General features: G+C 70.9%; 26 protein-coding genes. 7 read left to right on the forward strand and 19 right to left on the reverse strand.

What is annotated here, in order from left to right; all coding sequences use genetic code 11:
* Nucleotides 1-29 precede the first annotated feature (29 nt).
* From AB0B33_RS26200 to AB0B33_RS26235, 8 genes are all read right to left on the reverse strand, one after another.
* Nucleotides 30-1,538, reverse strand: a complete 1,509-nt coding sequence (locus AB0B33_RS26200) for an APC family permease (RefSeq protein ID WP_247020322.1) — start codon at nucleotides 1,536-1,538, stop codon at nucleotides 30-32.
* Nucleotides 1,539-1,715: 177 nt separating this feature from the next.
* Nucleotides 1,716-3,284, reverse strand: coding sequence for a GMC family oxidoreductase N-terminal domain-containing protein (locus AB0B33_RS26205; protein WP_247020320.1), 1,569 nt, complete (start codon nucleotides 3,282-3,284; stop codon nucleotides 1,716-1,718).
* Entirely contained in the window at nucleotides 3,284-4,831 is a 1,548-nt protein-coding gene (locus tag AB0B33_RS26210; protein ID WP_360776546.1) for a GMC family oxidoreductase N-terminal domain-containing protein, read from the reverse strand. Before AB0B33_RS26210 ends, AB0B33_RS26205 begins: the two co-directional genes overlap by 1 nt.
* A gap of 94 nt (nucleotides 4,832-4,925) precedes the next feature.
* Nucleotides 4,926-6,305: an aspartate aminotransferase family protein gene (locus AB0B33_RS26215; protein WP_360776548.1), complete on the reverse strand. Its 1,380-nt coding sequence runs from the start codon at nucleotides 6,303-6,305 to the stop codon at nucleotides 4,926-4,928.
* Between the two features lie 129 nt (nucleotides 6,306-6,434).
* The gene (locus AB0B33_RS26220; protein ID WP_247020314.1) at nucleotides 6,435-7,622 is read right to left on the reverse strand and encodes an acyl-CoA dehydrogenase family protein; all 1,188 of its coding nucleotides are present in this window, start codon (nucleotides 7,620-7,622) and stop codon (nucleotides 6,435-6,437) included.
* Nucleotides 7,623-7,728: 106 nt separating this feature from the next.
* Nucleotides 7,729-8,190: an SgcJ/EcaC family oxidoreductase gene (locus AB0B33_RS26225; RefSeq protein WP_247020312.1), complete on the reverse strand. Its 462-nt coding sequence runs from the start codon at nucleotides 8,188-8,190 to the stop codon at nucleotides 7,729-7,731.
* 29 nt (nucleotides 8,191-8,219) lie between these two features.
* Nucleotides 8,220-8,687, reverse strand: a complete 468-nt coding sequence (locus tag AB0B33_RS26230) for an SgcJ/EcaC family oxidoreductase (protein WP_247020310.1) — start codon at nucleotides 8,685-8,687, stop codon at nucleotides 8,220-8,222.
* An 87-nt stretch (nucleotides 8,688-8,774) separates the two neighbouring features.
* Nucleotides 8,775-9,248, reverse strand: coding sequence for a hypothetical protein (locus AB0B33_RS26235; RefSeq protein WP_247020308.1), 474 nt, complete (start codon nucleotides 9,246-9,248; stop codon nucleotides 8,775-8,777).
* Between the two features lie 172 nt (nucleotides 9,249-9,420).
* Between AB0B33_RS26235 and AB0B33_RS26240 the strand changes: the two genes are divergently transcribed.
* From AB0B33_RS26240 to AB0B33_RS26250, 3 genes are read left to right on the forward strand one after another with little or no spacing between them, the layout of a single operon-like run.
* The gene (locus AB0B33_RS26240; protein ID WP_360776551.1) at nucleotides 9,421-10,947 is read left to right on the forward strand and encodes a hypothetical protein; all 1,527 of its coding nucleotides are present in this window, start codon (nucleotides 9,421-9,423) and stop codon (nucleotides 10,945-10,947) included.
* Nucleotides 10,948-10,984: 37 nt separating this feature from the next.
* Nucleotides 10,985-11,170, forward strand: a complete 186-nt coding sequence (locus AB0B33_RS26245) for a hypothetical protein (protein WP_360776553.1) — start codon at nucleotides 10,985-10,987, stop codon at nucleotides 11,168-11,170.
* 36 nt (nucleotides 11,171-11,206) lie between these two features.
* Nucleotides 11,207-11,392, forward strand: coding sequence for a hypothetical protein (locus AB0B33_RS26250; RefSeq protein WP_360776555.1), 186 nt, complete (start codon nucleotides 11,207-11,209; stop codon nucleotides 11,390-11,392).
* Between the two features lie 136 nt (nucleotides 11,393-11,528).
* On the opposite strand, the gene AB0B33_RS26255 is transcribed toward AB0B33_RS26250, so the two are convergent.
* The 4 genes from AB0B33_RS26255 to tpx form a co-directional block, all read right to left on the reverse strand.
* Nucleotides 11,529-12,554, reverse strand: coding sequence for a methyltransferase (locus AB0B33_RS26255; protein WP_247020304.1), 1,026 nt, complete (start codon nucleotides 12,552-12,554; stop codon nucleotides 11,529-11,531).
* A gap of 145 nt (nucleotides 12,555-12,699) precedes the next feature.
* Entirely contained in the window at nucleotides 12,700-13,155 is a 456-nt protein-coding gene (locus AB0B33_RS26260; protein WP_247020302.1) for an SgcJ/EcaC family oxidoreductase, read from the reverse strand.
* 23 nt (nucleotides 13,156-13,178) lie between these two features.
* On the reverse strand, nucleotides 13,179-13,637 hold the full coding sequence (locus tag AB0B33_RS26265) for an SgcJ/EcaC family oxidoreductase (protein WP_360776557.1): 459 nt from the start codon (nucleotides 13,635-13,637) through the stop codon (nucleotides 13,179-13,181).
* A gap of 108 nt (nucleotides 13,638-13,745) precedes the next feature.
* On the reverse strand, nucleotides 13,746-14,285 hold the full coding sequence (gene tpx, locus AB0B33_RS26270) for a thiol peroxidase (RefSeq protein ID WP_247020300.1): 540 nt from the start codon (nucleotides 14,283-14,285) through the stop codon (nucleotides 13,746-13,748).
* A gap of 258 nt (nucleotides 14,286-14,543) precedes the next feature.
* On the opposite strand from tpx, the gene AB0B33_RS26275 reads away from it, so the two are divergent.
* The 3 genes from AB0B33_RS26275 to AB0B33_RS26285 all read left to right on the forward strand — a co-directional run bounded on the left by AB0B33_RS26275 (nucleotide 14,544) and on the right by AB0B33_RS26285 (nucleotide 17,249).
* Complete coding sequence (locus tag AB0B33_RS26275; RefSeq protein WP_360776559.1) at nucleotides 14,544-15,206, forward strand: DUF899 domain-containing protein; 663 nt, start codon at nucleotides 14,544-14,546, stop codon at nucleotides 15,204-15,206.
* A 77-nt stretch (nucleotides 15,207-15,283) separates the two neighbouring features.
* Nucleotides 15,284-16,078 (forward strand): SAM-dependent methyltransferase, encoded by a 795-nt coding sequence (locus AB0B33_RS26280; protein ID WP_360776561.1) that lies wholly within the window; start codon nucleotides 15,284-15,286, stop codon nucleotides 16,076-16,078.
* Nucleotides 16,079-16,136: 58 nt separating this feature from the next.
* Entirely contained in the window at nucleotides 16,137-17,249 is a 1,113-nt protein-coding gene (locus tag AB0B33_RS26285; protein ID WP_360776563.1) for an epoxide hydrolase family protein, read from the forward strand.
* 52 nt (nucleotides 17,250-17,301) lie between these two features.
* Here AB0B33_RS26285 and AB0B33_RS26290 read toward each other — a convergent pair whose 3' ends face one another.
* The 7 genes from AB0B33_RS26290 to AB0B33_RS26320 form a co-directional block, all read right to left on the reverse strand.
* Entirely contained in the window at nucleotides 17,302-18,231 is a 930-nt protein-coding gene (locus tag AB0B33_RS26290) for a hypothetical protein (protein WP_360776565.1), read from the reverse strand.
* Nucleotides 18,232-18,300: 69 nt separating this feature from the next.
* Nucleotides 18,301-18,849: a peroxidase-related enzyme gene (locus AB0B33_RS26295; RefSeq protein ID WP_360776567.1), complete on the reverse strand. Its 549-nt coding sequence runs from the start codon at nucleotides 18,847-18,849 to the stop codon at nucleotides 18,301-18,303.
* The gene (locus AB0B33_RS26300; RefSeq protein WP_247020287.1) at nucleotides 18,821-19,273 is read right to left on the reverse strand and encodes a DUF6187 family protein; all 453 of its coding nucleotides are present in this window, start codon (nucleotides 19,271-19,273) and stop codon (nucleotides 18,821-18,823) included. The genes AB0B33_RS26295 and AB0B33_RS26300 overlap by 29 nt, the downstream gene beginning before the upstream one ends.
* 11 nt (nucleotides 19,274-19,284) lie before the next feature.
* Complete coding sequence (locus AB0B33_RS26305; protein WP_360776569.1) at nucleotides 19,285-20,613, reverse strand: hypothetical protein; 1,329 nt, start codon at nucleotides 20,611-20,613, stop codon at nucleotides 19,285-19,287.
* 34 nt (nucleotides 20,614-20,647) lie between these two features.
* Complete coding sequence (locus AB0B33_RS26310) at nucleotides 20,648-21,124, reverse strand: DUF6423 family protein (protein WP_315863277.1); 477 nt, start codon at nucleotides 21,122-21,124, stop codon at nucleotides 20,648-20,650.
* 255 nt (nucleotides 21,125-21,379) lie between these two features.
* Nucleotides 21,380-21,691, reverse strand: coding sequence for a DUF6235 family protein (locus AB0B33_RS26315; RefSeq protein ID WP_247020281.1), 312 nt, complete (start codon nucleotides 21,689-21,691; stop codon nucleotides 21,380-21,382).
* Between the two features lie 154 nt (nucleotides 21,692-21,845).
* On the reverse strand, nucleotides 21,846-21,986 hold the full coding sequence (locus AB0B33_RS26320) for a hypothetical protein (RefSeq protein ID WP_247020279.1): 141 nt from the start codon (nucleotides 21,984-21,986) through the stop codon (nucleotides 21,846-21,848).
* Nucleotides 21,987-22,155: 169 nt separating this feature from the next.
* Between AB0B33_RS26320 and AB0B33_RS26325 the strand changes: the two genes are divergently transcribed.
* The gene (locus AB0B33_RS26325) at nucleotides 22,156-22,404 is read left to right on the forward strand and encodes a hypothetical protein (protein ID WP_247020277.1); all 249 of its coding nucleotides are present in this window, start codon (nucleotides 22,156-22,158) and stop codon (nucleotides 22,402-22,404) included.
* Nucleotides 22,405-23,150: the final 746 nt, after the last annotated feature.

Here is a 23,150-nt window from a genome sequence, read left to right on the forward strand (position 1 = left end):
AGCGGGGCGGACATCTCCCCGAGTGCCGCTCAGGCTGCCTCGGCCCGCCGGTCACCGGGCTCTTCCGGGTCCGGGACCGCCGCCAGGCCGCCGCGTTCCGACGCGATTCGGGAAAGCGCCGCATAACGCTCGGGACGGCGGGCACGCAGCCACAGCGCGAAGCCCGCGCCGGCCGCCACGACGACAACGAACGCCCACGGCAGCGAGTTCACCAGCGTGCTGGTGGTGCCGGTCAGCAGGTCGAAGTTCTGGATCACCAGCACCGCGGACGCCACCAGCCCGAGCAGGCCGAGGACGGGCGCGACCCCGGTGCGCCACCAGTGCCGGTCCGGCCGGCGGCGGAAGAACGCGATGACCGAAAGGGACGCCGCCGCCTGCAGCCCGACGATGCCGAGCGTGCCCAGCCCGGTCATGGTCGTGGCGAGGTTGACGTAGGGGTCCGCGCCGGCGATGGCGAAGATCGCGGTCACGGCGACGGTGAAGACGGTCTGCGTCAGGCTCGCGCGGTGCGGCGAGCCGTGCTTGCGGTGCACCGCGCCGAGCCCGGCGGGCAGCACGCGGTCGCGGCCGAGGGCGTACAGGTACCGGTTCGAGGCACCGTGCATGGCCAGCATCCCGGCGAACAGGCTGGTGCACAACAGGATCTGCATCCCGGTGGTGACCGCGGAGCCCAGGTAGTCGTCGGTGAGGCTGCCGAAGAGGTTGCCGAGCTGCTGCCCGGCGACGTCCCGCAGCTGCCCCGGCCCGACGGCACCGACCGCGACCCAGCTCGTCAGCGCGTAGAAGACCGCGATGAGGATCACCGACCAGTAGGTGGCGAGCGGCACGCTGCGGCGCGGGTTGCGCGACTCTTCGCCGTACAGCGCGGCGGATTCGAAGCCGATGAAGGAGATGAGGGCGAACATCAGGGAGACGCCGAGCCCGGCGCCGACGATCGTCGCCGGGTCGAACGAGGCCGCGGGGAGCGCGCCGCCGCCGTGCCGGATCAGCACCGCGACGTCGAGCAGCACCAGGATGGCGACCTCGGCGATCATCAGGACGGCCAGCACGCGGGCGCTGAAGTCGATCTTGCGGTAGCCCAGCACACCCATCAGGGCCAGGCCGATCGCCGCCCACACCGGCCACGGCCAGTCGAGGCCGTAGGAGGAGGCGACGAGCTGCGCGAAGTAGGCGAAGGCGCCGGTCATGCCGACGGTGGCGGTGTTGTAGGCGAGCACCGCGGCCCAGCCACCCCCGACCGCGGCCGGCCGGCCGAGCCCGGCGGACAGATAGCCGTAGAACCCGCCGGAGGTGACGATCCGGCGGCTCATCGCGGCGTACCCGACGGAGAAGCAGAGGAGCGTGAGCCCGGCGAAGACGAACATCGCGGGCACGGCGGCCCCGTTGCCGATGGCGAAGGCCAGCGGAACGGTCCCGACCATGGCGGCGAGCGGAGCCGCGGCGGCCACGACCAGGAAGACGATCTTGGGAGTGCCGAGGGTGCGGCGGAGGGACGCCGGTCGCGCGTCCCCGGAGCCGCGGTCGGATGCTGCGCTCACGGGTTCTTCCTCTCACTCGCTCGCGAAGGGGTTCGCGACCAAGTTTTCGCTTGCGAGCGGCCCGCCCTCGTCTCCCCCGCTGCGCACTTCGACCAGGCGGGTCGTGAGCGGAGCCGGGGACGCGAAAGGGACGGCCGGCGGGTGCCGGCCGTCCCTTTCTCCGCGCGGGGAGCCGCGTCAGGACGCCTTGGCCAAGTGCGTCGACTGCGCGCCGCGGACCAGGTCCGCCGCCTTCTCCCCGATGACGATCGCCGTCGCGTTCGGCGCGCCGCGCCCGACGGTCGGCATCACCGAGACGTCGGCGACCCGGAGGCCTTCGACGCCGTACACCTTGAGCTCGTGGTCGACGACCCGGCCCATCCCGCAGGCGCCGCTGCCGTGGAAGATCGAGTTCGTGTAGCGCCGAACGTACTCGCGCAGGTCGTCGTCGGAGTCCGTCGCCGGGGCGTTGAGCAGGCGCTCGTTGAACTTCGCGAACGCCGGCTGGCGCGCAATGTCCATGGCGATCCGGACGCCGGCCACCGCGACGTCGATGTCGCCCTCCGCGGTGAAGTACCGGTGCTCGATCTTCGGCTTGGCCGTCGGGTCCTCCGCCACCAGCGTGATCTGCCCGCGGCTGCGCTGCGTCAGCAGCACCGGGCCGAAGGTGATCGCGTGCCGGGTCGGCACCGTCAGGCCGCTGTCGACGAACTCCATCGGCCCGGCGAAGTACACGACGTCCGGCCCGGGCAGCCCCGGCTGGGTGCGCACGTAACCGCCGGCCTCGGGACCGTTCGACGTCAGCGGGCCGCGGCCCTCTTCCTGGAACGCCCGGATGCTCTCCGGCTCGAACGCGCTCAGCAGGCTGTTCGGCTGCGAGTGTTCGTAGATCAGCGGGACCAGCGGGTGGTCCTGCAGGTTCTTGCCGACCTCGGCGTGGTCGAGCACGACCTCCATGCCCAGCCCGCGCAGCTGGTCGGCCGGGCCGACGCCGGAGAGCAGCAGCAGCTGCGGCGAGTTGTACGCCCCCGCCGAGAGGATGACCTCGCGCTCGGCGTGCAGCGTGAGTTCCTCGTCGACCTGACGGCCGGTGACGCCGATCGCGCGGCCGTTCTCGATCAGCACGCGGTAGACCTGGTAGTTCTTGATCAGCGTCAGGTTCGGCCGCTCGAGCGCCGGGTGCAGGAACGCCTGCGCGGTGCTCCACCGGCGCCCGTTGCGCTGGGTCACCTGGAAGCGGCCGAAGCCGTCCTGGGTGGGGCCGTTGAAGTCGTCGTTGGCCGGGTGCCCGGCCTGCAGCGCCGCCTCGACGAGCGCCGTCGTCGCCGGGTTCAGCGAGCGACCGTCCGAAACGGACAGCGGGCCGCCGGCACCGTGGTACTCCGACGCGCCGCGCTCGTTGTCCTCCGAGCGCTTGAACAGCGGGAGCAGGTCGTCGTAGCTCCAGCCGGGCTGGTTCCAGCCGTCGTAGTCGATGCGGTTGTTGCGCAGGTACAGCATCGCGTTGATCGAGCTGGTGCCGCCGAGCACCTTGCCGCGGGGGTGGAAGATCCGCCGCCGGTTCAGCTGCTCTTCTTCGTGGGAGTCGTAGTCCCAGTCGACCCGGGTGCGGAACAGGTCGCCGAAGACGGCCGGGATGTGGATGTTCTCGACGTCGTCGTTGCCGCCCGCCTCGACCAGGGCGACCTTGACGTCGGGGTCTTCGGACAGCCGAGCCGCGAGCACGCAGCCCGCGGAGCCGGCGCCGACCACGATGTAGTCGTACATCAGCTGGCCTCCTTGATGAGGTCGGCGGCCTTCTCGCCGATCATGATGGCGGACGCGTTCGGGTTGCCCCGGCCGACGACCGGCATCACCGAGCAGTCGGCGACGCGCAGGCCGTCGACGCCCTGGACGCGCAGCTCCGCGTCGACGACCTCGCCGATCGCGCAGGTGCCCGCCGGGTGGAAGATCGAGTGGGTGTAGCGGCGGAGGTAGGCCTTGAGGTCCTCGTCCGAGTCCGACGCCGGCAGCTGGTAGAACGACTCGTGGAACGGCCGCAGGGCTTCCTGCTTGGCGATGTCCATCGAGACCCGCAGCGCCCGCACACCCGTCTCCAGGTCGGACTCCTCGGCGAAGAAGTTGTTGAGGATGCGCGGCTTCGCCGTCGGGTTGGTCGACTGCAGGGTGATGTTGCCGCGGCTCTCCGGTGTGATGAGCACCGGGCCGAGGGAGATCGCGTGCTCGTAGGGGAACGCGAGCCCGCTCTCCACGAACATCACCGGCGCCGCGAAGATCGCCGCGTCCGGGGCGGGCAGGTCCGGCAGGGTGCGGAAGTAGCCGCCGGCCTCCGGGCCGTTGCCGGTCAGCGGGCCGCGCTGCTCTTCCATGAACAGCCGGAAGTTCTCCGGGGTGGCCGCCGCGGTCATGCTGATCGGCTGCGAGTGCACCGAAACCAGCGGCACGAGCGCGTGGTCGGAGAGGTTCTGGCCGACCTGCGGGCTGTCGGCGACGACCGGGATGCCGAACGCCGAAAGCAGGCACGACGGGCCGATGCCGGACAGCTGCAGCAGCTGCGGCGAGTTGTACGCACCGGCGGAGAGGATGACCTCGCGCTCGGCGCGGATGTCGACCGGGGCGTCCTCGCGCTGCTGGCCGGTGACGCCGACCGCGCGGCCGTTCTCGATGATCACCTTGTGCGCGCGGAACTCCGTCAGCACGGTGAGGTTCGGCCGGCCGAGCGCCGGGCGCAGGAACGCCGCCGCGGTGCTCCACCGCCTGCCGTCGCGCTGGGTCAGCTGGAACTCGCCGAAGCCGTCCAGCTCGGCGCCGTTGAAGTCGTCGGTGGCCTTGTACCCGGCCTGCACGGCGGCCTCGACGAGCGCGACCGAGCTCGGGTTGTGCGAGCGGTTGTCCGAAACGGACAGGGGGCCGCCTTCGCCGTGGTAGGGCGAAGCGCCGCGCTCGTTGTCCTCGGACTTCTTGAAGTACGGCAGCACCTCGTCGAACGACCAGCCTGGCTGGTTCCAGCCGTCGTAGTCGAGCTTCGTGCCGCGGACGTACAGCATCGCGTTGGTGGAGCTGGTGCCGCCCAGCACCTTGCCGCGCGGGAGGTAGAGCCGGCGCCCGCCGAGGTGCGGCTCCTCCGCGGTGTCGTAGTCCCAGTCGTAGCGGGTGCGGAACAGCTGGCTGAACGCCGCCGGGATGTGGATCTCCTCGGCGTCGTCCGGCGGCCCCGCCTCCAGCAGGCACACCTTGACGTCGGGATCCTCCGACAGCCGGGCCGCCAGCACGCACCCCGTCGAACCCGCGCCGACGATCACGTAGTCGTACATCTGTTCTCCAAGCTCCAGAAGGTGGATCGGGGTCGAGCTCGCTGCCGGAGCTCGGCGGGCGGGACGGCGGGCTCGCACCCGCCGTCCCACGGGGTCAGCGCGGCGCGAGCGTGCCGTCCGGACGCAGCCGGGACACGACCTCGACGACCGCCGCGGTGGCCCGGCGCGCCTCCGCCTCGGTGAACACCAGCGGCGGCGCGAGCACGAAGTTGTGCCCGTACGGCCGGGCGATCACGCCGTGGGCCTTGCGCGTCTCGAACGCGACCGCCTCCACCTGCGACCAGTCCAGCGGGATCGTCGTTTCCTTGTCGGCGACCAGTTCGAGGGCGGCGAGCGTGCCCTCGATGCGGACGTCCCCGACGTTCGGCAGCTCGCGCGCCGGCGCCAGCCCCTCCTCGAACCAGCCCTGGATGCGCCGCGCGTTCTCCAGCAGGCCTTCGCGCTCGATGATGTCGAGCGTGGCCAGGCCGAGCGCGCAGGCGACCGGGTGCCCCTGGAACGTGTAGCCGTGGAAGAAGCCGCCGTCGCCGATGAGGGTGTCGGCGATGTCGTCGGTCATCAGCGTGGCACCGAGCGGCGCGTAGCCACCGGCGATGCCCTTGGCCGCGGTGATGATGTCCGCGTCCATGCCCTGGTTCGCCGACTCGAACCACGAGCCGATCCGGCCGAACGCCGTGACGACCTCGTCCGCGATGAGCAGGATCCCGTTCTTGCTGAGGACCTCGCGCACGCGCTTCCAGTACCCCGGCGGCGGGGCGAGCACGCCGCCGCCCGCCATGATCGGCTCGCCGATCATGGCGGCGATGTTGCCCGCGCCGATCCGCTCGATGGTGTCCTCGAGCTCCTTGACCAGGAAGTCGGTCGGGTCGACGTCGCCGTAGAGCTGCTTCGCCCGGTACGGGTAGGGCGGGGACAGCTTCTCGACGTGCGGCAGGTTCGGGCCGACCCCCGCCTGCATGGGCGGGAAGCCGGTCGCGGTGCCGCTGCCGTAGGTCGCACCGTGGAACGAGTAGTGCCGGGCGAGGATCCACGTCCGGTCCGGCGATCCCTTGCGGGTGTGGTAGAGCCGGGCGGCCTTGATCGCCGTCTCCACCGCTTCCGAGCCACCGCTGGAGAACGCGACCCGGTTGATGCCGGCCGGCGCGAGCTGCGCGAGCCGCTCGGCCAGCCGGATCGCCTTCTCGTTGGTGAACTCGAGGAGGCTCGTGAAGAACTCGATCTCCTTGATCTGCTTCGCGGCGACCTCGGCGAGGTCGGCGCGGCCGTGACCGACCGGCGAGTGCCAGACCCCGCCACCGGCGGCGTCGAGGAGCTCGTTGCCGCGCGCGTCCCAGACCGTGCTGCCCTGCCCCTTGACGATGACCAGGCGGTCGGTGATGTCACCGCGGTGCATCGAGCGGACCAGGTGCTTGCGGTCGAGGTCTTCCAGTTCCTGCGCCGGGGCGGACAACGGCGGGATCCCAGGTGTGGTCACGGCTTTCAGTCCAATCATGAGAGGAGACGACGTAATTCGCCCCAGGAACGTTGGCACACAACACTTTCCGAAACCGAATTCACCGTACCCGGCGGTCGGTCGTCGACTTCTCCGCCGGTGCGGGGCGCCTCAGATGTACTGCGTGTTCGGTTCCAGGCCGAGCAGGACCCGGCCGTAGAGCTCGTTGTTCGTGTCCGGCGCCATCAGCGCGTGCAGGTTGACGACGTGGATGTCCCGCGCGATGCGCTGGATCGGCACGCTGGTGTAGGCCGACGAACCGCCGCTGGCGAGGCTCAGCGCGTCCACCGCGGACTTGGTGAGCTTGCAGATCGCGCCGATGTCCGCGCGGGTGCGGGCGCGCTCGAGGAGCGACCACTCCGCGCCGGTCGCGGCCTTCTCGTCCGCGGTCCGGGTGATCCGGTCCGCGTGGAAGGCGGCCTGGTCGATCTGCAGCCGGGCCTCGGCGACCTTGAGGTGCGTGACGGGAGCTTCGGCCTGGTGCGCGTAGTCGGTGTAGGTGATCTTGCGGGTGCCGACGCGCTCGAGGAAGTTCTCCATCGCGGCCTCGGCCAGCCCGATCGGCGTGCCCGCCGACGACGCGTTCGCCACGCCCAGCAACGGGTTCCGGTAGATCGGCAGCTCGGCGCTCGCGGGCGAGTGGCTCTGCCCCTGCAGGATCGAGACCAGCGGGATGACGCGCTCGGCGGGCACGAACAGATCGTTGGCGACGGTCGTGACACTGCCGGAGCCGGCCATGCCCATCGTGTACCAGTCGTCGATGACCTGCAGGTCGCTCAGCGGCACCAGCGCGGCGACCGGCCACATGCCCTGGCCGTCCGGCGTCGGGGCGATCGCGATGATCTCCTGCCAGTGGCTGTGCAGCGCGCCGCTGATGAAGCCCCAGCGGCCGTTGACGACGTAGCCGCCGTCGGTGGGCACGGCCTGCCCGCCCGGGCTGAGCGTCCCGCAGACGCGGACGTCCGGCGTCGAGTAGACCTCGTCCTGGACGGCGTCCGGGAACATGCCGACCATCCAGCCGGGGATGTTCCACACCGACGTCGTCCAGCCGACGGCGCCGTCACCGCGGGCCAGTTCGACGAGCACGGCGTTCAGGGTCGAGGTGTCGACCTCGAACCCGCCGTACCGCTTCGGCACGCGCAGCTTGAAGAACCCGGCGTCGCCCAGCGCTTCGAGGGTGTCGTCGTGCAGGCGGCGGTTCTCCTCGTGCCACACGGCGTTCTTCTGCAGGAGGGGCACCAGGCCCTGGGCCCGGCGGACCAGTTCCTCGCGCGAAGGGACGGGGACGTTCGTCGTCATCGGTGGTCCTTCCGGGTTTCCACGTGCGGCTTCGGATCGAGAATCCGCTTACCCGCTCCGGCGGCGCACCTCCGCGATTGCGGAGCACGCCGCCGGGCGACGGTGCTCAGCCCCGGACCGGGCTGCTCTGGTGCGACAGGAGCGACCACTCGCCGTCCCGCTCCACCACGATCCAGGTGGCGCGGATCTGGCGCTCCGGCGCGGTTTCGGTCTCGCCGTCGAGGATGATGCCGCCCTGGGTGATCACCATGGCGGTGTCCTCGGCCAGGAACGTCACCTGCAGCGGCCAGCCCTTGACATGCGCGCCGGCCAGCGGGCCGTCGAAGCCCGCCTGCATGTAGGCGCGGATCTGCTCCCGGCTCGTCAGCTGCTGGTCCTGCATGAGCAGGCTGCCGTTCTCGGTGAAGACCCCGGCGAACTCGTCGGCGTCGTTGGTCTTCCACGCGTGCGTGATGCGCAGCGGCACGGTCAGCGCGGCGCGGTCCCGGGGGTCGGTGAACTCCCGGTAGAAGTCCGTGTCCTCCTCGACCCCGTACGAGGCGAGGATCTCCGTTGCGGTGGCGGGCATTGCGGCTCCTTCGTCGGTGTTCGGGGTGGTCACCAGCGGAGGGTCGCGCCGGTGCCGCGCGGGCTGTTCTGGTAGCCGGCGAGGTACCACACGCCGTCTTCTTCCTTCTTGACCGTCCAGGTCGAGCGGACGGCCAGCTCCGGCGAGATCTCGGTCTCCCCCGGCGCCAGGATGCCGCCGTGCGTGCGGATCAGCGCGACGGAGTCGTTGACCAGCCGCAGGTCCACCGGCTTGCCGGTGATGCGCGAGTCCTTGAACGGGCCGGCGAACGCGGCCGCCAGGAACGGGCGGATCTCGTCGCGGCCGACCTTGTAGACGTCACCCGGCAGGATCAGGGTGCCGTCCTTGGTGAAGACGTCGACGACCGCGTCGACGTCGTTGCGCGCCCAGGCTTCGACGAGCCGCAGCGGGACGCCCAGCACTTCCTTTTCCCGCTCGCTCGTGAACGGGCCGTAGTAGTCGTCCAACGCGGACGACGCGTCGACTTCAGCGGACACCGGGTCCTCCTCTTAGCCTCAGCGGACGGGTCCCGTCCATCATCGGCGGCCACCCCGTGACCCGGCGCCTTCTGCATTGCCGCTAAGTCACGCGCTCCGGTCGAGCCCGGCGACGAGCGGCTCCGGGCGCACGTTGTGCGGGTAGGGCCAGCCGCGCTGCGTCAGGTAGAGGACGAGGTCGACGGTGTTGCTCGCGACGTCGATCTGCGAAATGCGGTGATTCTCGATCTTCAGCACAATTGTTTCCACGGACGTTCCCTCCCGGCCGGTCGGCCCGATGTGGAAGAACGGCTCGTCGTGTTTCCAGTGCAGGTTGAAGACGATGAATCCCCGCCCGTTCCCCTGGTCGTCCAGCGCGAGGTGCTCGTCGACGAGGTCTATGCGCTTGCCGAGGCGCACGAACCACTTCGCCCATTCCTTCAGTGCCCCCAGGCCGATCTGCCCGAACTGGGCCGGGCTGTTGATCAGCACGTCGTCGGCGATGATGGCGTCCCAGCGGTCGAACTCGACGAGTTGCAACCCGTCGTACAGTTCTCTGGTCAGCGTGGTTTCCGAATTCACGGTCACTCCTGTGGAGAGTAGGTGTGGAACGACCGAGAATGGCACCGCACGGCAGGCGTTGCCACTTTCCGGCGAAGCCCGAAACCCAGAGGGCACCCTCGGAGTAGAGCGCTGTGCGAGCCCTGACTACCGTGCGACAGTGGAGTGGACCCGGCCCGCGGAAAGGGCGGACATGATTCCCCTGCGAACCGAGGAGCCGCCGGACGCGCGCCTGCGGGCCGCGCTCGCCGCCGACCGGCCCCTGCTGCACGACCACCCGCGCCTGCGGTCGTTGCTGGAGTCGGCCGCGGTGGCCGATCCGGGCCGGTTCTTCCTGCTGTTCCTGCACCACTGCATGGCCACCGGCGCCGCGCTCGACCAGGGCGCGGCCGAAGAGGACGTGGCCGGCCTCGTCTCCGGACGCTGGACCGGCGCCGCGCTGCTCGCCGAACTGGGTCACGCCAACAGCAACTCCCGCACGCACACCGAGGCCGTCTTCGCCCCGGCGACGCGGGAGTTCGTGCTGTCGAGCCCGGTGCCCGGCGCGGCGAAGTACCCCGCCACCTTCGGCCCGGCCGGCTTCGCGACGCTCGCCGTCGTCAGCGCCCGGCTCGTCATCGGTGGCACGGAGCACGGCACCGCGCTGTTCCTGGTGCCGGTGCGCGACGAGCGTGGGCCGTGCCCGGGCGTCACGATCGAGCCGTGCCCGCCGACCGCGTTGCTGCCCCTGGACTACGCGACGGTCCGCTTCGACGGCGTCCGGGTGCCCTACCGGCGCTGGCTGCGGGACGGCGCGTCGATCACCTCCGCGGGCGAGTTCCACGACCCGCTGGCCGACACCGGTGCCCGCGGCCGGCGCACGATGAGCATGGGCCGCTTCGGCTGGGGCGCGATCACCGTCGGCCTGGCCGCGGTCGCGCGCGCGAGCGTGTCCCTCGCCCTCGAACGCGCGAGCCACCGCGGCACGCTCGACCGGCTGGCCGGCGAGATCCCCGCGATCGAGCACCTCAACCAGCAGCGCCTGCTGTTCGGCGCGCTGGCGTCGGCACTGGCGGCGACGACGCTCGCCCGGCGCGAAACCGGCCGCTACTGGTCCTTCGGCGCACCGCCCGGCGTGCACCGCGAGCTGGGGCTGACGAAGGTCGCGGTCACGTCGCTGGCCGACGACGCCGTGAACCGCGCCCGCTCGGCGAGCGGCACGGCCGGCTTCTTCTCCGAGCACCGCCTCATCGGCTACCAGGGCCTGACGCTGGCGTTCCAGTCCGCCGGCGGCGACAACCGGCTGATCCGGCTGGACGCGGCCTGGACGATGGCGGCGGGCCAGGACTACACCCCACCCGCGGCCGCCCCGGGCGCCGACGAGTGGGTGACGCTCTTCGGGCACCGGGAGCGGCTGCTGCACGAGGAACTGACGACCGGGCTGGACGGGACGTTCGCCGGCTGGAACGCGCGGTCCGAGCTGGCCCTGCGCTTCACCGCGGCCCACTCCGCCCGCGTGACAGCGGAAGTCCTCTCCGGCGAGCTGCCGTCGGACCTGTACGAGCTGCACTGCATCGAGGAGGTCGAGGCGCAGGCGGGCTGGTTCCTGGCCCACGGTCTGCTCACGGCCGGGCAGGTGCTCGGACTGCCGGAGCGGATCAACGAGATCTGCCGCCGGCTGCACCGGGAGGGTGCCGCGCTCGGGCAGCTGCTGGAGATCCCGGAAGACTTGGCGGCGTAGCGGAAGGGCTCCGCTCGCCGAGCGCGAGCGAGGCCCGTTGCACGAGCCGCACTGCTTCGAAGAAGTCGACGCCCACGCGGGCCGGTTCCTGGCCCGCGGGCTGCTCACCGCGGAGCGGGTGCTCGGGCTGCCGGAACGGATCAACGAGACCTGCCGCCGGTTACACCGGGAGGGTGCCGCACCCGGGCGGCTGCTGGATCTTCCCGAAGACCAGGCCGCGTAGCGGAAAGGCCCGCTCGCCAAGCGCGAGCGGGGCCCGTTGCACGAGCCGCACTGCCTCGAAGAAGTCGACGCCCGCGCGGGCTGGTTCTTCGCCCACGGGCTGCTCACCGCCAACGAGGTGCTCGGGCTGCCGGAGCGGATCAACGAGATCTGCCGCCGGCTGCACCGGGAGGGTGCCGCGCTCGGGCAGCTGCTGGATCTTCCCGAAGACTTGGCGGCGTAGCGGAAGGGCTCCGCTCGCCGAGCGCGAGCGGAGCCCGTTGCACAAGCTGTACCGCCTCCGGGAGGTCGAGGCGCGCACACGCGTAGCGAAAAGGCCCCGCCCGCCAACCGCGAGCGAGGCCCTCCACCCCAAGCACTCAACGAGCCACGGCCTCCACCACCGACACCGCGAACCCCGTGTCCAGCACCCGGGTCAACTCCAGCTCGGCCTTCGCGAACAGCGCCCGGAACTCCTCCTCGGTCCGCTCGCGACCCGGCAGGATCGACATGACCATGATGTCGAACAGCTTGCCCAGGTGCGGTTCGTTGCGCGGCGGGATCACCGTGTCCAGCACCACGATGCGGCCGCCCGGGCGCATTGCGCGGCGGCAGTTGCGCAGGATGCGGACGCACTGCTCGTCGTTCCAGTCGTGGATGATGTGCTTGAGCAGGTACACGTCGGCCGGCGGGCACTCCTCGAAGAAGTCGCCGGTGACGAGCTCCCAGCGTTCGTCGTCGCCCAGTTCGCCGAGGCGGTGGCCGGACACGACGTGGTCGCCCAGGTCCATCAGGAGGCCGTAGAGGCTGTCGTCCGCGCGCAGCGCTTCGAGCAGCAGCCCGCCGTACCCGCCGCCGACGTCGACGACAGTCGCGCCGGCCGGGAACTTCAGGTTGCGGATGATGGAAGCGTTTTCCGAGTCGGACTTCGACTGCATGCCCGAGTAGAACGTCTCCGGCGACTCGACGTCCCGGAAGTAGTCGAAGAACGTCGTGCCGAACACCTTGTCGAAGGAGGCGTCGCCGTGCTCGACGCTGTGGGCCAGCTCGCCGTGCGAGTTCCAGAACGTCTTGTCGGTGAACGTCAGCACCGCGGACCGCAGTGAGCCCGGCACGTCCGAGCGCAGCAGCTCGGCCTCGGGGGTCAGCTCGAAGCGCCCCTGCTCGTCCTCGTGGAACACCCCGCGCATGGCGAGCGCCCGCAGGACGCGGTTCAGGTTGTCCGCGTGGGCCCCGGTGGCCTGCGCCAGCTCGACGACCGACTTCGGCCCGTCGGCCAGGTGGTCGGCGACGCCCACGGCGGCCGCGGCGCGCAACGCCGCGGAATAGACGTAGCCCAGCGTCTCCTCGAACAGGCGGATACCGGCCTGTTCCTGATCGGAGAGTCTTGCGGGTTTGCTGTCCACGGGATCACCTTCCGCTCGTCGCCTGTGGCCACCCATCGTGGCGGCGGCCCGCGCCCGGCGTCGACTTCTCCCGTGCCCGACCACAGTGGACGGTGCACGCGCGAAGGCCACCCCGCGCGGGGGTGGCCTTCGCACCGCGACGGGCTCAGCCGCGGATCGGGCTGGTCTGGTGGGAGACGAGCTTGTAGTCGCCGCCCTCCTTGCGCACGACCCAGGTGGCCCGGTTCTCGTTCTCCGGCGCGATCTCGGTCTCGCCCTGGTTGATGAAGCCGCCCTTGGTGATGGCGAGCGCGACGCCGTCGGCCAGGAACTTGACCTGCACCGGCTCGTCGGCGACGCGGCTGCCGCGGTACGCACCCGCGAACTGCTCGGTCAGGTAGGCGCGGATCGCCTCGCGGCCGCGCAGCTGCTCGTCGCCGATCAGCATGCTGCCGTCGACGGTGAACAGGTCGGCGAGCGCGTCGGCGTCACCGGCGTCCCAGGCGGCGCGCAGGCGCAGCGGAACGGTGAAGATCGCGCCCTCCTCGCCGTTCGGGAAGTCGCCGTAGTAGCCGGCCCACTGCTTGGCCTTGGCGACCAGGTCGGAAGCCTTGGAAGTCATCGGTGTCTCCTCGAAGATGGGGGTTACCAGCGGAGGGTGGCGCCTTCGCCGCGCGGGCTGTTCTGGTACCCGGCGAGGTACCAGTTCCCGTCGCGCTTGACGGTGATCCAGGTCGAGCGGACGGCCAGCTCGGGCGCGATCTCGGTCTCGCCCTCGGCCAGGATGCCGCCGTGCGTGCGGATCAGCGCGACGTCGTCGGTCACGAAGCGCAGGTCGACCGGCTGCCCGGTGACACCGCTGTTCTTGAACGGCCCGGCGTAGGCGGCCTTCATGAAGATGCGGATCTCTTCGCGGCCCTCCTTGTACACGTCACCGGGCAGCAGCAGGAGGCCGTCCTCCAGGAAGACGTCGGCGACACCGTCGGCGTCGTTCTTCGCCCACGCCGCCACCAGCCGCAGCGGAACCTGGAGCACCTCCTTCTCCTTGTCGCTGGTGAACTCTCCGTAGTACGCGTCCAAACGGGATTGTTCGGTGGTCGTCATTCCGGCCCCTTGTCGTCACGGATCTCTGCCGGGTTCGGCACAGCAAACCCCGGTTACCATGGTGGGCACCCGGTTCCGCGCGGGCGCCTTCATTCGTGCTTGTCGTCCCTACGCGGCGAGCCGCGCGGATTCGGCGGCCTTGGCGGCGGCGATGACGGCGTCGTAGTCGGGGTGCTCCCCGATTTCCGGCACGTATTCGGCGTGCACGACGGTGTCGTTCGCGTCGATCACGAAAACGGCGCGCGCGAGCAGCCGGAATTCCTTGATCACGACGCCGTAGGCGGTGCCGAAGGAGAGGTCGCGGTGGTCGGAGCCGACCAGCGCGCCTTCGATCCCGGCGGCCCCGCACCAACGCGCCTGCGCGAAGGGCAGGTCGACCGAAACGGTGAGCACGGAGACGTCGCCGAGCCCGGTGACCTCTTCGGTGAACCGGCGGGTCTGCAGGTCGCAGACGGGCGTCTCGAGCGACGGCACGACCGAGACGATCCGCACCCGCCCGGCGAGGGAGGCGGACGCGAGCGGCGACATGTCCGGCGCCGCGAGGGTGAAGTCCGGAGCCTGGTCGCCGACACCGACGGCCGGCCCGAGCAGGGTCACCGGACGGCCGCGGAAGGTCGTGACGCCGGTGCGTTCGGGAATCGCGTTCATGGACATGACCACTTTCGGCTGGGTACGGGTCGAGGCCCCAGTTTCCGGCTTCCCCGGATCGGGCGCCTCTCCTCGGCTGCCGGGTTTCCCCGGCCCGCCGCTCGCCGTTTCCGGCCGCTCATCGAACGAAAACTCCAGTCTTTCACCCACACGATTGACCGGCGTCTTCTCCCGTGCGCTCCCACCGGCAACCGATGTCCCCCGTCCGAAACCGCTGCTACGGTCGGTTTCCCCACCGCCGAAGGAAAGGACCACCCCATGAATCGCCCGCCCGTCGTCTCGGCGGAGGAATGGCAGGCCGAGCGCGACAAGCTCCTCGTCAAGGAAAAGGAGCTCACCCACGCGCTGGACGACCTCGCCGCGCAGCGGCGGCGGCTGCCGATGGTCCGCCTGAAGGACGGCTACGTCTTCACCGGCCCCGACGGCGAAACCGGTGATCTCGTCTCGCTGTTCGACGGCCACAACCAGCTGATCATCTACCACTACATGAAGCAGCCGGGCAGCGACCACCTCTGCGTCGGCTGCGCGTCGCTGACCGACAACCTCTCGCCGTGGGCGCACCTGGCTCCCCGCGGGGTGCGGCTGATCCTCGAGTCCGTGGCGCCGCAAGAAGAACTCGAACCGCTGCGGCAGCGGTTCGGCTGGCAGATCCCGTGGTACTCGAGCTACGGCAGCACGTTCAACGAAGACATGGGCACCGGCGGCGGCTTCGGCGTGAGCGTGCTGCTGCGCGACGGCGACGAGGTCTTCCGGACCTGGTTCACCAACGGGCGCGGCACCGACCGCCTCCGCCTCGACTTCAACCTGCTCGACCTCACCCCGTACGGGCGCCAGGAGGTCTGGGAGGACTCGCCGGAAGGCTGGCCGCAGACCTCCACCATGGGCTGGCTCCGGCTGCGCGACGAGTACCCGCAACGCTGACCAGCGCACGCACGAAGGCGACCGCGGTCCCGGCGCGGCTTAGGCTCGCGGCCGGGACCGACGTGCGGGAGGCCAGGATGCCGGGAGCAGAAGACGCCGTGGCGGCGGAGAAGCCGTCGCCGGCGCGGATGTACGACTACTTCCTCCACGGGGACAACAACTTCCCGGTCGACCGGGAAGCCGGGGACGCCGTCATCGACCAGGTCGGTGAGGTGCTCACCAAGGACGTCGTCTGGGAGAACCGCCGCTTCCTCGGCCGGGTGGTGCACCACCTCGCGGCCGAGCACGGCGTGCGCCAGTTCATCGACGTCGGGGCCGGGCTGCCCAGCATGGAGAACACCCACCAGATCGCCCGCCGGTCCATCCCGGACGCCCGGGTCGCCTACGTGGACCTCGACCCGGTGGTCGCCACCCACGGGAAGACCCTGCTCACCGAAGAAGAGCAGAAGATCACCCGGCTGCTGACCGCGGACCTGCGCGACCCGTTGTCCATTGTGGACAATCCGGAGCTCGCGGACCTCATCGACTTCACGCAGCCGGTCGCGCTGCTGTGCGTCGCCGTCTTCCACTTCATCACCGACGAAGACGACCCGCACGGCATCATCCGCACGTTCCGGGAGCGGCTGGCGCCGGGGTCGTTCCTCGCGCTCTCGCACCTCAACGCCGACGAGTCGCCGGACGACGAGCAGGACACCATGCGCGCGATCTACCGCAACGCGACGTCGCCGATGGTGTTCCGGACCCGCGCCGAAATCGAAGCGCTGTTCAACGGCTTCACGCTGCAGGCGCCCGGCCTGGTGCCGACCGGGCACTGGCGCCGCGAAGGCGACACCACCCGCCGGATGTACGGCGGCCTCGGCCGGCTGGGCTGACCACCGCCCCCGCGGCCGGGTCCGCGGCCGTGGTCACCACGAACGAAGGACGAATCCCTTGCCGAAACCGGAACCGTTCCGCATCGCCGTGCCCGACGAGGACATCCAGGACCTGCGCGAGCGCCTCGCGCGCACGCGCCTGCCCGGCGACCTGGCCAACGACGGCTGGGAGTACGGGACCAACCAGGACTACCTGGCCGGGCTGCTGACCGACTGGCGGGACACCTACGACTGGCGCGCGCACGAGGCGGAGATGAACGCCCACGCGCACTACCGCGTCGAGCTGGACGGTCAGCCGGTGCACTACCTGCACGTCCCCGGCGACGGGAAGGTGCCGCTGCTGCTGATCGGCGGCTGGCCGTGGACGTTCTGGGACTTCAAGGACGTGCTGCCGCACCTGGCCGGCCACGAGGTCGTGGTGGCGGACCTGCCGGGCTACGGCTTTTCGACGCCGCTGGCCCGGCCGGGCATCGGGTACGCCGAAACCGCCGCCATGTACCACCGGCTGATGACCGAGGTGCTGGGCCACGAGCGCTACGGCGTCTACGGCTCCGACTGGGGCGCGATCATCGGCCAGCACCTGGCCCACCACCACCCGGAGTCGGTCGTCGGGCTGCACACGACGATGCCGTTCAGCCTCGAGGGCCCGATCCCCGAGGAGCTCTGGGCGGACGACGAGAAGGCGCGCCGCGCCGCGAACACGGCGTGGGCGCGCTACAGCAACGGCTACTTCGTGCTGCACACGACCCGGCCGCAGAGCATCGCCTACATCGGCGACTCGCCGGCTGCGACAGCGGCGTGGCTGGTCGAGAAGCTGCACGACTGGACCGACCACGACGGCGACTTCGAAACCGGGTACCCGCGCGAGCGCGTGCTCACGACGCTTTCGCTGTTCTGGTTCACGAATTCGATGGGCAGCACCGCGCGGCTGTACGCGGAGAGCTTCCAGAAGCCGTGGACGCCGAAGAGCGACGCGCAGCCGCTGTTCAACGTGCCGACCGCCGTCGCGGCCTACCCGCGCGAACCCGCGGCGGTGCCGCGGAAGTGGGTGGAGAGCCGGTTCGACCTGCGCCGCTACACGGTGATGGAGCGCGGCGGGCACTACCCGGCCATCGAGGCGCCGGAGTCACTGGGACGCGACATCACGGAGTTCTTCGCCGAACTGGCTTGAGCCGGGAGGACGCCTTCGGCGCGCTCGCTGCGCGCCGAAGGCGTCCCCGGCTTCAGTTCACGACGATGGAGTAGTCGCGACCGACGTTCGACTGCTTGCCGTCGGCCGTCCGGCTGTAGACCTGCATGGGGTAGAACCCGGAAGCGGCCGGGGTGAAGGTGAAGCTCGCCCGTCCGTCGGGACCCGCCGGGACCACGGTGGGGTTGTCCCAATCCTCGTAGAAGTAGTAGACGTACTCGACGACGCCCGGCGTGCGGGGCGTCAAGGTGAAGACGCCGGCGACGCCGGGGCCGCCGCTGCCCACGAAGTCCGGGTAGTCGGTGCTCGCCACCAGGGGCGCTTCACTGGCCGTGTACGGCCTGCTCGCGGTGCCGGACGTCAGGCCCGTGCCGGTGGTGCTCCACACCTTGAGCCGGTGCGAGCCCGGATTCGCCGTGACGATGTTCGTGGTCGCGGTTCCGTCGGCCGAGGCCGCGACGGTGGTCTCGGGCCCGTTGTCGATCAGGTAGGTGTAGGAGACGACATCGGCGATACCGGGCGAGAAGCGGACTTCGGCGGGGATGCCGACGCCGGTTTCCCGGGGCAGGCTCACCCCGGGTTCGGTCGGCGCCACGTAGAAGTGGTGGACGTGCTGAGGCGACCGGTTGCCCGCGTTGTCGACGCTCACCACGTAGAGGTCGTCGGGGCCCGAAGCCTGCGGTGTGTAGGAGACCGTCGCCGTCCCGCCGGGGTGGTCCGCCGGCACGAAAGTGCCCGCCGGATCGGTGTCCCCGTAGGAGAACCCGACGACCGCGGCGTCGCCACCGGCGTCGAAGGTGAACGAGCCCGGGAGGCCGGCTCCGGGATGCCAGGCACCGTCGTCGGGGTATTCGGCCGAGGTCACGGTCGGCTCGGCGAGCGCGGTACTCGCTTGGGCCGGTACGGCGCCCAGCACCAGCCCCCCGGCGGCCAGCAGCGCGGTGACGCCATGACGAACTCTCATCGAACCCCCCGGAAAAGCGCATCCTGCTGTCGACTCCAGCCAAGCACGATTCCGGCGGTCCGGCCAGGCTCAGTCTTCGGGCAGGAACTTCGCCAGGCCCGCGTAGCCGCTGTGCTTGAGGCGCTCGCCCGAAAGCGACTTGTACTCGTCGTCGGCGTGGATGCCGAGGCCGTCGACCATGCGGTTCATGAAGTTGAACAGCGCGCAGACCAGCACGGCGTCGTGCAGCGCGCGCTCGTCCCAGCCCGCGGCGAACACCGCTTCGGCGTCGGCGTCGGTCATCCGGGACGGCGACCGCGTCAGCTTCCCGACGTAGGCGAGCACCGGCTTCATGCGGTCCTCGACCGGCGCGGTGTCCAGGTCGGCGAGCGCCGCGATCAGGACGCCCGGAGCGACGCCGAAGGCTTCGGCCGTCACGGTGTGGATGCCGTGGCAGTACCCGCATTCGTTGATGCCGGAGACGTAGGCGGCGATCAGCTCCCGCTCCCCCGGCGTGAACGGCGAATCGCCGCGCAGCAGCACTTCGTGGAAGGCCAGCAGGTGCCGGGCGGGCTCGGGGTTGGCTTGGAAGACCTGCAGCAGCGTGGTCTCAGCCGGCAGGGACTTCAAGTACGACATCGGTGTCCTTTCGATCCGCGATCCGGTCGACGTCGGCGCGGCGGAGCACGCACGCCGTCAGGTAGGCCAGTGACGCGGCGCCCGCCCCGGGAACGGCCGCGGCGACCCGGGCGGACGCCCGGTCCCACTCCCGCCGCAGCGACCCCGGCGTCGACGTCGACGGCGGTTCGCCGAGCGCCGCACGCAGGCCCCGCCACTGCTGTTTGCCCGTCTCCAGGAGACCGGGCAGGCCGGCGTCCGGGACGCCGTGCCGCGCCTGGTCGACAACCTGCGTGACCAGCGCCGGGTCGTCCGCGAGCCGCGCGAGGCCGAGCCCGGCGAGCAGCCGGTCGGCCTCGAGGCCGAGCAGGATCACCCCGACCTCGGTGGCCGCGGGCGCGTCGACCTCGGGCAGCGCGAACCGGGTGTCTTCGCCGGCGTCCATCACGTTCCTCCTCAGACCCCGACCGCGGTCTTCGCCGGCGCCGGGAGCTCGCCACCCTGCAGGACCTGGGCGATCGCCGCCGCCGCGCGGGTGGTCGCCACCCGGTGGCCGTCGATGTTGCGGGCGGCCGGGCCGAGGACCATCGCCGCCGCGGCGCCGACCACCGACACCCGCGGGGCGCGGACGTGGGCCAGGGTCCGTTCGTCCAGCTCCGGCCAGCCGTCGCGGACGGAAAGCGCTTCGTCGGGCAGCAGGCCTTCGCCGATCGACGGGGTCGTGCCCAGCGCGAGCTGGACGTGGTCCGCGGCGATCCGCCCGCCACCGGACAGGCGCACCACGGTCGTGCCGCCGACGCCGGGACCGATGCTCTTGACCGCCGCGCCGCGGTGGACGACCAGCCGGCCCTCGGCTTGCGCGCGTTCGAGCAGCGGGCGGAACTCGAACATGATCGACGCCCGCCGGAACCGGTCCATCAGCTCGAGCCGCTCCGGCCAGCCGACGCGGTTGAAGCGCAGGCGGCCTTCGGGGCGGAAGAACGAGGAGTTCACGTCGGCGCACTGGTAGCGCTCGCCGGTTTCGCGCACCACCCAGTGCACCTCGCGGCCTTCCGCGAGCGCGCCGGCGATCAGGTGGGCCGCGGTGAGCCCGGCACCCACCACCGCCAGGCAGCGGCCGCCGACCGGCACCGATTCGTCCCAATAGGACACCCCGGCCGGCGCGGCCCCGCCGCCCCACCAGGAATCCGGCGCCTCACGGCGTTCTTCGCCGAGGCACAGCACGACGTGCCGGGCGGTGACCGAGAACCGGTCGGCCCGCACGGTGACCGCGTCACCCTCGGGCACGATCTCGCGGACGCGCGCCTGCCAGGTCTTGCGGCCGATGTGGTGGCTGGCGATGAGGTGGTCGCAGTAGGCGTCGAAGACGTCCACCGGCACCACCGAGCGGTGGCCCGACTGCGCCATCCGGATCTCGCGCCGCTCGGTGGGGGTCAGGCGTCCCCAGTGCAGGCGCGCGAAGTCGAGCAGCTCGCAGTCGCGGTAGCCCTCGACCCCGGGGTGGTGCTCGTACGGCGACCGGAGGACGCGCTGGCCCAGCCGGTCGATCCGGCCGAAGAACCGGCCGCACGGGCGGCCGGTCCGGTCGGCGATGACGACGTCGCGGACGCCGTGGTGCCACAGCGCGGAGGCCACCGCGACGCCGGCCGGGCCGGCGCCGACGACCACGACGTCCGCCGAAGCGGCGGGCGCCGTGCCGCGGACCGGGGCCGGCACCGGGGGCCGGGGCCAGTCACGTCCACGGGGCGAGTCCAGCAGGTGCGGCTCGGGCACGAACGTGATCATGTGCTCCCCAGCTCGATCGGGACCCGGCGGGTCGTCAGATGACGGTCACCGGGACGATCAGCTCGATCACGGGTCGCTGGTTCATGCCGTGCGCGACCAGCTCGTCCAGCGTCTGCTGCGACTGCTCGGCGCTGTCGGTGGGGATGGGGCTGTACCGGGAGTAGAAGTACGCCGGCTTGCGCCCGCCCGTCTCCATCGAATAGGCCTTGAGCACGGTTTCGCCCGGGCGCACCTCGCCGTCGTAGAACGTCAGGCGGCGCTGGTCCGGGGTCATGAAGCTCTTCGAGAACTGCGGCGACATGAGCAGGTCGTCGTCGACGAACGTCGAGTCCTCGTCCATCACCGCCTGCATGGCGACCCAGGTCTGGTCGGTGAGGTTGGTTTCCGCCTTGATCACGTGCCACCGGCCCGGCTCGGGCAGGTTGACGCTGACCGAGACGTCGTGGTCGGTGGTGTCCACCGCACCGGTGATCATCAGGACCCGGCGGCCGAGATCGGCAGTCCCGGTCATCTGGATGTCCCGTGCCCGGACCCGGCTGGAAACGTCAAGACCCGGCAGTTCAGGTGACGACATTGTGCTGCCTCCTCGTTATTCGCCCCAAAAATAACGTTCTGACCAGCGAACATATGAAGAGTTTCATACCGGGAGGGCCATAGTCAAGGTGTGAAACACATGACAGGGGCAGGTGATATTGGGCCGATCACGTGTCGTTGTACCGCCGCTCGCGAGGACGCATTGCGCCGTTCGGCCCAGGATCCCCGCCGGTTACTCCGGGTTGACCTGGCTCGACTGGGCCGGGGCGACGTCGACGTCGTCTTCGAGCGCGCCGACGAAGCGGATTTCGAATGACGATTCCGCGCGCTGGACCATGATTTTGAGGACGAGATTCGCTTTCACGACGATGACGAAATTGCGCGGGTTTTCCGCGTCGCCGAAAATGTCGTAAACAAGGAATGCGGAACCGTCGCCGACCGCGAACAGCGCTTCGTAAAGCGCGTTGCGCTGGGCCTGGGTCGCGGATTCAGCCCACTCCTCGAGGATCTCGAAGCCAGCGGTGAGCTGGAGGCGCACTGCCATTTCGCCGGCCTCCCAACCGAACGTCCGCCGGTGGCCGACGCGGGCGTGCGTCGCGGACCGACCACAGGCTCGCCCCGCCGGGAACCCCGTGACGCCCCGGCCGACCTCCAGTTTCCCGTGGCGGCCGGGACGTGGTCATCTCCGAAAGTGCGAGTCAGTTGTAGCCGAGCACGATGTGCCCGCGCTCGTCCGCCTCCGGCTCGGGATCGGGCACGGCGATCAGGTGCCGTTCCCAGGTCCGCTCGACCGGCTCGGCGGGCGGCTGGGGTTCGGCCGGAACCGCTGCTGCTGTCATGGCTTTCTCCTTCCGGTAGGTGATCTCCACGATGCGCCGCCCCGGTCGCGGATCGGATGTGCGCGAATCAGGTCCGGGTGGATGCGCACCGCACGAGTGGCGGCCGGGGATCGCACCGGAGTGCACTGGAGGAACGGAGATTTTCCCGGACCGTCGAGCGAGGTGCCTCATGACCGATCACGAGACCCACCGGGGCGCCGCGGAGCGCCAGCGCACCTGCGCAGCCTGCGGCGGCGCGTTCGTCCCGGGCGAGCACACGGAGGTCGAGGTCCTCCTCGACGGGATGGTCCGCTATGTGGCGGTCCACCCTGGGCACAGCACGTACTCCCCGGCCCGCGAGGGCGAGGTGGCGGCCCGGCTGAGGGAGTTCGCGAGCGGCCGCCAGGAGGGCGAGGAGCTCGGCGACCAGGCTGCTTGATCGGGCGGGGCCCGGGTTGAACCCCGGCCCGGGCCGGAGGCGGGTGGCTGGGGGTTCTGGCCTGGCTACTTGGGCGGCGGAAGCGGCCCCGGGCCAGCCGGCCCGTGAGGCCGGCCCGGCCGGCGCATCCCTGCCCCGGCGGCGAAGGGCGGCTGCAGTGCTGGACTGGCCATCCCACCCGGGCTGTGGAAGCTACCCGCCGGCACAACCCTGCCCAAGCGGCGAAGATCGGCTGCGGTGCCGAACCGGCCACCCTCAGGCCGCGGAAGCCGCCCCAGGCCAGCCAGCCCGCGAGGACGACCCCACCGGCACAACCCTGCCCAAGCGGCGAAGATCGGCTGCAGTGCCGAACCGGCCACCCCAGGCCGCGGAAGCCGACAGCCCAGCCGGGCCGCGAGGCCGACCCCACCGGCACAACCTGCCGCGATTGCGAAAGCCGACTGCAGTTCCGGACCGGCCACCCCGGGCCGCGGAAGCCGACTCAGCCCAGCCAGCCCCGTGAGGCCTGCCCGGGTCTGCACAACCCTGCCCGGGCAGCGAAGGCCAGCTGCACTTCCGGACCCGCCACCCAGGCCGCGGAAGCCGACAACCCAGCCGGCCCGCGAGGCCGACCCCGCCGGCACAACCGTGCCCAGGCAGCGAAGGCCAACTGCACTTCCGGACCGGCCACCCAGGCCGCGGAAGCCGACAGCCCAGCCGGCCCGCGAGGCCGACCCCGCCGGCACAACCGTGCCCAGGCAGCGAAG

Source organism: Amycolatopsis sp. NPDC049159, assembly GCF_040648295.1.
Classification (GTDB): domain Bacteria; phylum Actinomycetota; class Actinomycetes; order Mycobacteriales; family Pseudonocardiaceae; genus Amycolatopsis; species Amycolatopsis pretoriensis_A.

Excerpts from the sequence above, each read along its gene's own strand:
- AB0B33_RS26205 (WP_247020320.1), bottom strand. The coding sequence starts at position 3,284 with ATGTACGACTACATCGTGGTCGGCGCCGGCTCCGCGGGCTGCGTGCTC.
- AB0B33_RS26210 (WP_360776546.1), bottom strand. The coding sequence starts at position 4,831 with ATGTACGACTACGTGATCGTCGGCGCGGGTTCGACGGGGTGCGTGCTG.
- AB0B33_RS26220 (WP_247020314.1), bottom strand. The coding sequence starts at position 7,622 with ATGACGACGAACGTCCCCGTCCCTTCGCGCGAGGAACTGGTCCGCCGG.
- AB0B33_RS26225 (WP_247020312.1), bottom strand. The coding sequence starts at position 8,190 with ATGCCCGCCACCGCAACGGAGATCCTCGCCTCGTACGGGGTCGAGGAG.
- AB0B33_RS26240 (WP_360776551.1), top strand. The coding sequence starts at position 9,421 with ATGATTCCCCTGCGAACCGAGGAGCCGCCGGACGCGCGCCTGCGGGCC.
- AB0B33_RS26260 (WP_247020302.1), bottom strand. The coding sequence starts at position 13,155 with ATGACTTCCAAGGCTTCCGACCTGGTCGCCAAGGCCAAGCAGTGGGCC.
- AB0B33_RS26265 (WP_360776557.1), bottom strand. The coding sequence starts at position 13,637 with ATGACGACCACCGAACAATCCCGTTTGGACGCGTACTACGGAGAGTTC.
- tpx (WP_247020300.1), bottom strand. The coding sequence starts at position 14,285 with ATGAACGCGATTCCCGAACGCACCGGCGTCACGACCTTCCGCGGCCGT.
- AB0B33_RS26275 (WP_360776559.1), top strand. The coding sequence starts at position 14,544 with ATGAATCGCCCGCCCGTCGTCTCGGCGGAGGAATGGCAGGCCGAGCGC.
- AB0B33_RS26280 (WP_360776561.1), top strand. The coding sequence starts at position 15,284 with ATGCCGGGAGCAGAAGACGCCGTGGCGGCGGAGAAGCCGTCGCCGGCG.
- AB0B33_RS26290 (WP_360776565.1), bottom strand. The coding sequence starts at position 18,231 with ATGAGAGTTCGTCATGGCGTCACCGCGCTGCTGGCCGCCGGGGGGCTG.
- AB0B33_RS26295 (WP_360776567.1), bottom strand. The coding sequence starts at position 18,849 with ATGTCGTACTTGAAGTCCCTGCCGGCTGAGACCACGCTGCTGCAGGTC.
- AB0B33_RS26300 (WP_247020287.1), bottom strand. The coding sequence starts at position 19,273 with ATGGACGCCGGCGAAGACACCCGGTTCGCGCTGCCCGAGGTCGACGCG.
- AB0B33_RS26305 (WP_360776569.1), bottom strand. The coding sequence starts at position 20,613 with ATGATCACGTTCGTGCCCGAGCCGCACCTGCTGGACTCGCCCCGTGGA.
- AB0B33_RS26310 (WP_315863277.1), bottom strand. The coding sequence starts at position 21,124 with ATGACCGGGACTGCCGATCTCGGCCGCCGGGTCCTGATGATCACCGGT.
- AB0B33_RS26315 (WP_247020281.1), bottom strand. The coding sequence starts at position 21,691 with ATGGCAGTGCGCCTCCAGCTCACCGCTGGCTTCGAGATCCTCGAGGAG.
- AB0B33_RS26320 (WP_247020279.1), bottom strand. The coding sequence starts at position 21,986 with ATGACAGCAGCAGCGGTTCCGGCCGAACCCCAGCCGCCCGCCGAGCCG.
- AB0B33_RS26325 (WP_247020277.1), top strand. The coding sequence starts at position 22,156 with ATGACCGATCACGAGACCCACCGGGGCGCCGCGGAGCGCCAGCGCACC.